The following is a 7244-nucleotide window of genomic DNA, read 5'->3' as shown; positions in this document are numbered from 1 at the left end:
ACGATATTTTTGAGATGGCTTCATTTTTGAGATGAGTTCTAGAAAGGTCGTCAGAGGAGGCTGCCAAAGCCGGCTTGTGATACTTCCAACCCGTTGAAGGCGATCCGTTTCTAGCCACCATTTTTCACCCCTACGAGCTTTTGGCTGAAAAAGTGTTTCCTCCGTTGTTTCGCGGTCGTTCGCGAAGAAGCTTTAGAAGACAAAAAAGTGTCCGAAAAAGCCACCAGCAAGTTGGCTTTTTCCTTGGATTAACCGTAACGCAGGCACTGGAGAACGGAAGAAAAAGCCCTTTGCCGCGCAAGGCTTTGCTAGATAGGAGGGCAAAGCGCCACAACGCGGTTGTGATCAGGTTCCGTAGCGCAGTTCTTGGGTGGCGCGGGGAAAAGAGATTTTTTTCCCCGAATAGGCGCTATGAGTTGAAAAAACCGACGGCCGGACACCCACCCAAACGAGCCGGCGGCCTGAAAACTCCTTTTACCCCCAGATCAATGACTGCGGATTGGTCCCATGATCCGGCTAACCTCAAGGGAATCATCCATCGAAAGATCCGGGTCGACGTCCCAAACCGCACGCCGAAAACTGGATCGCCTTCGAAGAGAGAAGTGGGGTAAACGACACGAAACATCGGAAAAACCACGCGAAAACGCTCCGGCTTTCTCCTCGTAACCGGCAAATGTCTGCCGCAAGGATGGATGACCCGCGCCCCTTCTTACGGACAGGGAATCGGATTGGAGCTAGAAATCCGCCCAAAGCCAATCATTCGCACCAGGGTACCCCTCAATCGCAAGGGAGTTCTGGCTCCGGCCCACCCCATTTCAGCCGCTTCCGCGTGCTTTTACCTGAGGGACTCCCCTCTCTAGATTTCTTTTCCGGCTTGAGCAATAGCCATCGTGGCATCCGCCCGCAATCCCTCTTGGCCACGTTCGGTCGCGGTGGCCTGGCCCAAGCCTCACAATCCCCCCGAAGCCAGCAGTTTGCCACACCGATGGACAAAGAACTTGGCATTGGTCCAAAAAAACCGTTCAACCGCCGCAACCCACCGATCTTTCAAGACGCATCCCGCCAAAAGCCGAACCTGCCTCCCTTCCCAGGCTCCCTTGAAGGCAGCGGCAAAAACCCTCTCCATCTCTCGTTGACCCGACCTGCCCTAACCGAGCCGCGCAGGGAAGAGGCCAAGACACTCCCCTTGCCTCACACCCGTCCCTTCTTGCAGCATACGCCCAACCGAACGCCCCTTTTTGCATCGCACCTTGCTTCCGCTACCGCGTAATACCCCGCTGAGACTTGGAGATAAATTCCACAAGCTCAACAATCTCGGAGAGTGGGCGCAGACGATTCCGAATCGCCTCCAAAGCCTGGGCCGTGTTGAGTCCCTCTTCGTAGAGGATCTGGTAAGCTAAACGAAGTTCCCGGATCGTTGCGGAAGGAAAACGTCGCCTTCGCAATCCTACGAGGTTAATCGATCGGACACGAGCCGGATTTCCGTCGACAAGCATGTACGGAGGAACGTCTTGAACAATCTTACTACAACCTCCGATCATCGCATGCCGACCGATCCGACAAAATTGGTGAACGCCAGCAAGGCCCCCCACGGTCACATAGTCCTCAACCACCACATGTCCACCCAAAGTCGCTGCGTTGGAAAACACACAATAGCTTCCAATCCGGCAATCATGCGCTACGTGGGAATAGGCCAAGAACGTGTTGTGAGATTCAATAACTGTCACCGAACCCCGAGCCGTCCCCCGGTTGACCGTGGTAAACTCCCGAAAGACGTTACAGGCACCGATTTTCAGATACGTAGGCTCGCCTTCATACTTGAGATCCTGGGACTTCTGTCCAATCGAAACAAACGGGTAGAACTCGTTTTCCTCTCCAATCTCCGTTTTGCCGACAATCGACGCATGGTGATGGACACGACAACGAGCTGCCAGCCGTACTTCACTTCCGATATAGGCATAAGGCCCAATCTGTGCGCCCTCTCCAATCTCGGCCCCAGGCTCGATGATGGCCGTTGGATGGATAATCGTGCGCATGATCTCTGTTTTCACGGGTCTTACGGAGCTGTGAGAGCAAACAAAAGCTCCCCTTCGCATACGACGTCGTCGTGCACGAAACAACGCCCCTTGGCCTTGGCAATGCTTCCACGCGATCGCACAAGCTCTACCTCGATGATTAAGGTGTCTCCCGGTCGAACCGGCCTCCGGAATTTCACCCGATCTGCGCTCATGAAGTAGCCAAGCTTACCGGCATTCTGAGCTTGCCGCAGGAATAGAATGCTCGCCAGCTGCGCCATAGCCTCAATCTGGAGCACGCCAGGCATAATCGGGTGGCCTGGGAAATGACCTTGAAAATATGGTTCGTTAATGGTAACGGCCTTTTGTCCTACGGCTCGAGTGTTCTCTTCGAACTTAAGAACGCGATCGATCATGAGGAACGGGAACCGATGAGGAAGGATCTTTAGGATCTCTCCGACTTCTAAGGCACCCTCCCCAACGGGAATCAATTCTACGGGCATAAGGCGAGACAAGTATTCCCTGTGTTGGCGATGAATCGCTTTGGCTAGCTCAACGTTTAACGCGTGACTCGGCTTTGCGGCTACGATATGAGCTTTTAAGCGTTTCGGAAAAAGGGCGAGGTCGCCGAGAATGTCCAAGATCTTGTGCCGCACAAACTCATCTTCGAACCGCAAGGGTTCTCGAGCGTAAATGGCCCCATCTCGGATGATGATTGCGTTTTCGATACTCCCTCCCTTGATGAGGCCCTTCTGCATCAGGGTTTCCAGCTCCTCGAAGAACACAAAAGTTCGAGCCGGCGCAATTTCCTCTACAAACCGCTGCGAGTCGTACTCCCAAAGGAGAAACTGGGTAAATTTCTTGGTATGGCTTGCGTGCGTACAACTGATCCGAAGTTGCTGGCAGGGCCAAGCCGCGATATGCGCTCCCTCTGGCCCTTCTACCCACACCGGCTCGCGTAACTCGTAAAAGGAGGCAGGCTTGTCCTGCTCGATGATTCCCGCTTTTTGGATCATGTCTACGAAAAACTGGGCGCTACCGTCCCCGATGGGAGGTTCGTTGGCATCTAGCTCGATGACGGCATTGTCAATCCCACATCCTCGCAAGGCAGCCAGCACATGCTCGACCGTGTGAATTTTGACACTCCCTTCTCCCAGGCTGGTGGCTCGCTCGGTCCGTCGCACATTCTCGATCTGCGCAAGCAAAGTAGGTTCGTCCGGCAAATCTACTCGCCGGAAGAGGTATCCTGTATCCGGGGGAGCCGGTAGAAACCGGATGGTAACCTTTGACCCTGTATGGAGAGCTGTCCCCTGAGCCGCTACCGGAGATGCTAACGTTCGCTGTTTCGGCGCTGGCATTTGACGGATCTAACCCTCTAGCTCATTCTTTGGCAAGAGCGAGACTTTGCGCGCTACCGTCCATTTTTTTCGCCGCACTCGGGACCTGCTTTTGGCGTTAGGGCTGGTCTTTGCGGTCGGATGTTCGCCTGGGATCCGTCCAGAGCGAAAGGCTTGTCCTCTACCGGCGGAGCCAGAAGTTTGGTCCGGTCGCCAAGGAAAGCCAGGGGGGGTCTTTGTCGACACGGTGCCCGGGGAACCCAATACCTTCAACTGGTTAGTGAGCGAAGATGCTACTTCGGCCAGTTTTCTAGGGCTCCTTTTCGATGGCCTTACAAGCTGGGACCCGGTTCGCGAGAAGGTTATCCCCGCGTTGGCTCGGAGCTGGGAGGTGGGACCCGATAACCAGACCTTCACATTCCATCTGCGCAAGGGTCTACGCTGGAGTGACGGAATCCCGCTCACTGCTGATGACGTTCTTTTTACGTTCCAGTGCCTCTACGATCCCCGCTATCCTAACCGGTACGGACTCGAATTTACGGTCAAAGGCAAGCCCTTTTTGGTAGAAAAAGTCGACCAGTGGACGGTACGGATTCGAACACCAGGTATTTTTGCCCCTTTTCTTCGTAATGTGGGCGATCTACCCATTATGCCGCGCCATATATTGGAAACCGCCTGGGAAAATGGTACCCTCCAAAAACAATGGACGGTCAGCGACGCCCAACGTCACCCGGAACGGCTCGTCGGAACCGGGCCATACCGCATTCGCTCCTACCGACCTGGGGAAAGGATTGTCCTGGAGCCCAATCCTTGCTATTGGAAAGTGGATCTCCACGGCGTCCGCCTTCCCTATATCGACTTTCTCATTACCCGGTTTGTCAAGGACCAGAACGCTAGCCTCATCGCCTTTGCTTCCGGCCAGACCGACGCTGAGTCGATCGCCCCGGACCAGGTAGGATGGGTTCAACGGCTCGCCCCGATCCATCATTTCCGGATCTATGACCGCGGCCCTTCGACGTCGAGCACCTTTCTTTGGTTTAACCAAAATCCGGGCCGCAATAAAGACGGCAAGCCTTTCGTGGATCCGGTCAAACTTCGCTGGTTTACCGACCGGCGCTTTCGCCAGGCAATCTCCTACGCGATTGATCGAGAAGGGATGGTACGGGGTGTGCTCTTCGGACGGGGAGCGCCCTTGTGGGGGCCGGAAAGCCCCGCAAACACCAAGTGGTACAATCCCAACGTAAAAAAATATCCCTACAACCCGTCCCAAGCTCTCGCGTTACTGGCAGAGGCAGGGTTTGTTCGAGGTGACGACGGAGTCCTTCGGGATTCCCGCGGAAATGTGGTTCAATTCACACTCCTCACCAACCAGGAAAATCCCTTGCGAACAGCGATGGCGACCGTGATCAAGGAAAACCTTAAGGCGATTGGGATTGAGATGGAGCTTCAGTTTCTCGACTTTGGAGCCCTCGTCAATAAAATTGCCGACTCCTACGACTATGAAGCCTGCCTGCTCGGCCTCACAGGGGGAGGAGATCCCGCCGACGGTATGTCCGTTTTCTTGAGCAAAGGAAGACTACACCAATGGTATCCTAACCAGCCACACCCTGCCACACCTTGGGAAGCACGAATTGACGAGCTTATGGAAAAGCAGCTTTCGACCCTCGACGAAGCGGTCCGAAAAAAGTGTTACGACGAAGTCCAGGAGATCATGAGCGAAGAGCTTCCTTTCATTTACCTAGTCACCCCCAATGCCTATGCGGGGCTCAAAGAACGGTGGTACAACATTGACGTTCCCAAGATTGGCTCGATCGTCTGGAATCTCGATCGCCTTTGGACCCCCTGATCTTCTATGATGACCTTCATTCTTCGGAGAATCCTTGCACTGATTCCCCTACTACTCGGCGTAACGGCTCTGGCTTTTCTTCTGATGAGTCTTGCACCCGGAGACTTTCTTACCCCTATCAAAGCGCAACGGGATGTGGATCCCCAATATATTGCAAGGCTGGAACAGGACTTTGGGTTAAAAAGACCTTGGTACATCCAGTACTTCTATTGGCTGCGCAATGTCCTAGGTGGTGACTTCGGTTACTCGTGGACCTACAAAGTACCCGTCCTTGAACTTTTATGGCAAAGAGCTCCCGCAACAGTGCTGCTCAACCTGTGTTCGCTCCTTTTTGCCTGGAGCCTTGCCATTCCCTTGGGGGTGCTTTCGGCTATGTACAAGGACTCCTGGCTCGATCGATTCACTAGCTTCGTTGCCTACCTGTCGCTCTCGATTCCCGAGTTCTTCTTAGGTCTGCTCGCGGTATTTCTTGCCGCACGAACCGGGTGGTTCCCGATCGGTGGTCTCACGTCGCTCGAGCATGAACTTTTTCCTCCCGTGCTTCGTATACTGGACGTGCTGTGGCACCTTGTTCTCCCGACCCTCGCCTTGGGTGTTGGAGGTATCGCTGGAATCCTACGGATCATGCGGGCAACTGTGCTCGATGTTATTCGAGCAGAATACGTCATGACAGCCCGCGCGAAAGGCCTCCCCGAACGTGTGATTTTCTTTCGACATATCTTACGCAATGCGATTAGCCCGGTTCTAAGCTCCATCGGGTATGTCTTTTCGGGACTATTGAGTGGATCTCTTCTTGTGGAAAACGTTTTCAATTATCCTGGTCTTGGACAACTCATTTATTCAGCCTTTCTTCGAAAGGATCAGTTTCTTGTCTTAGGATCCATTGTCATTAGCTGTCTGCTTTTGGTTCTGGGCAATCTTCTATCGGATTTGCTCTTGGCCTGGAACGATCCAAGGATTCGCTATGAGAGATAGGCTTTTGGTTCGATTCTTTCTCCGTCCAAGAGCCTTAACCGCTGCAAGCCTTTTGTTTTTCCTCTATTTTCTTGCCCTTTTTGCGCCCTTCCTTGCCCCCTATGAACCCTCAAGCCAGGCGCTTGGAGAGACCTTCCACCCTCCGAACCGAATCTTTTGGGCCAACGGTGGGTTTCGAGTGCAACTGTACCGTAACGTGGACCCCACTGCGGCCGAATACCGGCCTATCCCGGGAAAGTCAGTGCCCCTGAAGTGGTTGGTTCACGGGTTCCGTTACCGCTTCCTTGGGATTCTCCCCTGCGATCTTCATCTTTTCGGCGTCGATCCGCCGGTCCGGATTTATCTTTTGGGAAGTGACAGCACGGGAAGAGATGTGTTTTCTCGGCTTCTCTACGGAGCTCGCGTCTCTCTATCCATTGGTCTGGTCGGCGTGACCCTCACTACTGGACTCGGTCTACTCGTCGGCGGCTTGGCTGGGTATTTTGGGGGTATCTGGGATTCCCTAGCCATGAGGACAAGCGAGCTTCTCATGGCTATTCCTGGTCTTTACCTGCTTCTTGCCCTCAGAGCCGCATTTGCCTCCCATTTTAGTTCCGATCAAATGTACTTCCTTATCCTTATTATCCTCAGTCTCATCGGCTGGTCTTCCCCCGCTCGAATCTTTCGCGGTCTTGTTCTATCGCTTCGTGAGATGCCTTTTATTCAAGCCGCGCGCGTTTTGGGTCTATCGCCATGGAGGATTTTATGGCGTCATCTTCTCCCTAACCTCCTGAGTTACCTTTTCGTGTCTAGCACGCTCAGCATTCCCGGTTATATTTTGGGCGAAGCTGCTTTAAGTTTTCTAGGTATTGGAATTCAAGAGCCATCGGCATCTTGGGGGCTTATGCTCGCCCAAGCACAGGACATCAAGGTCTTCGCGCTTAACTTCTGGTGGTTACTCACGCCAGGGGTGGCCATTGCCCTTACGGTCATTTGCTTTAATGTTTTGGGCGATGCATTACGGGATGCCGTCGACCCGCGGATGGAGCTACAGACGCGGTGAAAGGAACGAGTGTTCCGGTTCCCTTGTAA

The 7244-nt window shown here is 53.7% G+C and carries 5 protein-coding genes; 3 read left to right on the top strand and 2 right to left on the bottom strand.

What is annotated here, in order from left to right; all coding sequences use genetic code 11:
- Positions 1–1259: 1259 nt before the first annotated feature.
- Positions 1260–2051, bottom strand: a complete 792-nt coding sequence (gene lpxA / locus KK925_RS11070; RefSeq protein WP_236027922.1) for an acyl-ACP--UDP-N-acetylglucosamine O-acyltransferase — start codon at positions 2049–2051, stop codon at positions 1260–1262.
- 5 nt (positions 2052–2056) lie between these two features.
- Positions 2057–3373: a bifunctional UDP-3-O-[3-hydroxymyristoyl] N-acetylglucosamine deacetylase/3-hydroxyacyl-ACP dehydratase gene (locus tag KK925_RS11065; RefSeq protein ID WP_174582668.1), complete on the bottom strand. Its 1317-nt coding sequence runs from the start codon at positions 3371–3373 to the stop codon at positions 2057–2059.
- A gap of 91 nt (positions 3374–3464) precedes the next feature.
- Between KK925_RS11065 and KK925_RS11060 the strand changes: the two genes are divergently transcribed.
- Genes KK925_RS11060 through KK925_RS11050 form a run of 3 tightly spaced genes read left to right on the top strand, consistent with a single transcriptional unit; the run spans position 3465 to position 7215 of the window.
- The gene (locus tag KK925_RS11060; RefSeq protein ID WP_236027921.1) at positions 3465–5198 is read left to right on the top strand and encodes an ABC transporter substrate-binding protein; all 1734 of its coding nucleotides are present in this window, start codon (positions 3465–3467) and stop codon (positions 5196–5198) included.
- A gap of 6 nt (positions 5199–5204) precedes the next feature.
- The gene (locus KK925_RS11055; protein ID WP_174582666.1) at positions 5205–6173 is read left to right on the top strand and encodes an ABC transporter permease; all 969 of its coding nucleotides are present in this window, start codon (positions 5205–5207) and stop codon (positions 6171–6173) included.
- Entirely contained in the window at positions 6163–7215 is a 1053-nt protein-coding gene (locus KK925_RS11050; RefSeq protein ID WP_174582665.1) for an ABC transporter permease, read from the top strand. Before KK925_RS11055 ends, KK925_RS11050 begins: the two co-directional genes overlap by 11 nt.
- Positions 7216–7244 lie beyond the last annotated feature (29 nt).

Origin of the sequence: Candidatus Methylacidithermus pantelleriae, from assembly GCF_905250085.1 — a bacterium.
Classification (GTDB): Bacteria; Verrucomicrobiota; Verrucomicrobiia; order Methylacidiphilales; family Methylacidiphilaceae; genus Methylacidithermus; species Methylacidithermus pantelleriae.
Note: the sequence above shows the minus strand (reverse complement) of the source record. Positions and strands in the feature narration are given on the sequence as shown.

Excerpts from the sequence above, each read along its gene's own strand:
- KK925_RS11065 (WP_174582668.1), bottom strand. The coding sequence starts at position 3,373 with ATGCCAGCGCCGAAACAGCGAACGTTAGCATCTCCGGTAGCGGCTCAG.
- KK925_RS11055 (WP_174582666.1), top strand. The coding sequence starts at position 5,205 with ATGATGACCTTCATTCTTCGGAGAATCCTTGCACTGATTCCCCTACTA.
- KK925_RS11050 (WP_174582665.1), top strand. The coding sequence starts at position 6,163 with ATGAGAGATAGGCTTTTGGTTCGATTCTTTCTCCGTCCAAGAGCCTTA.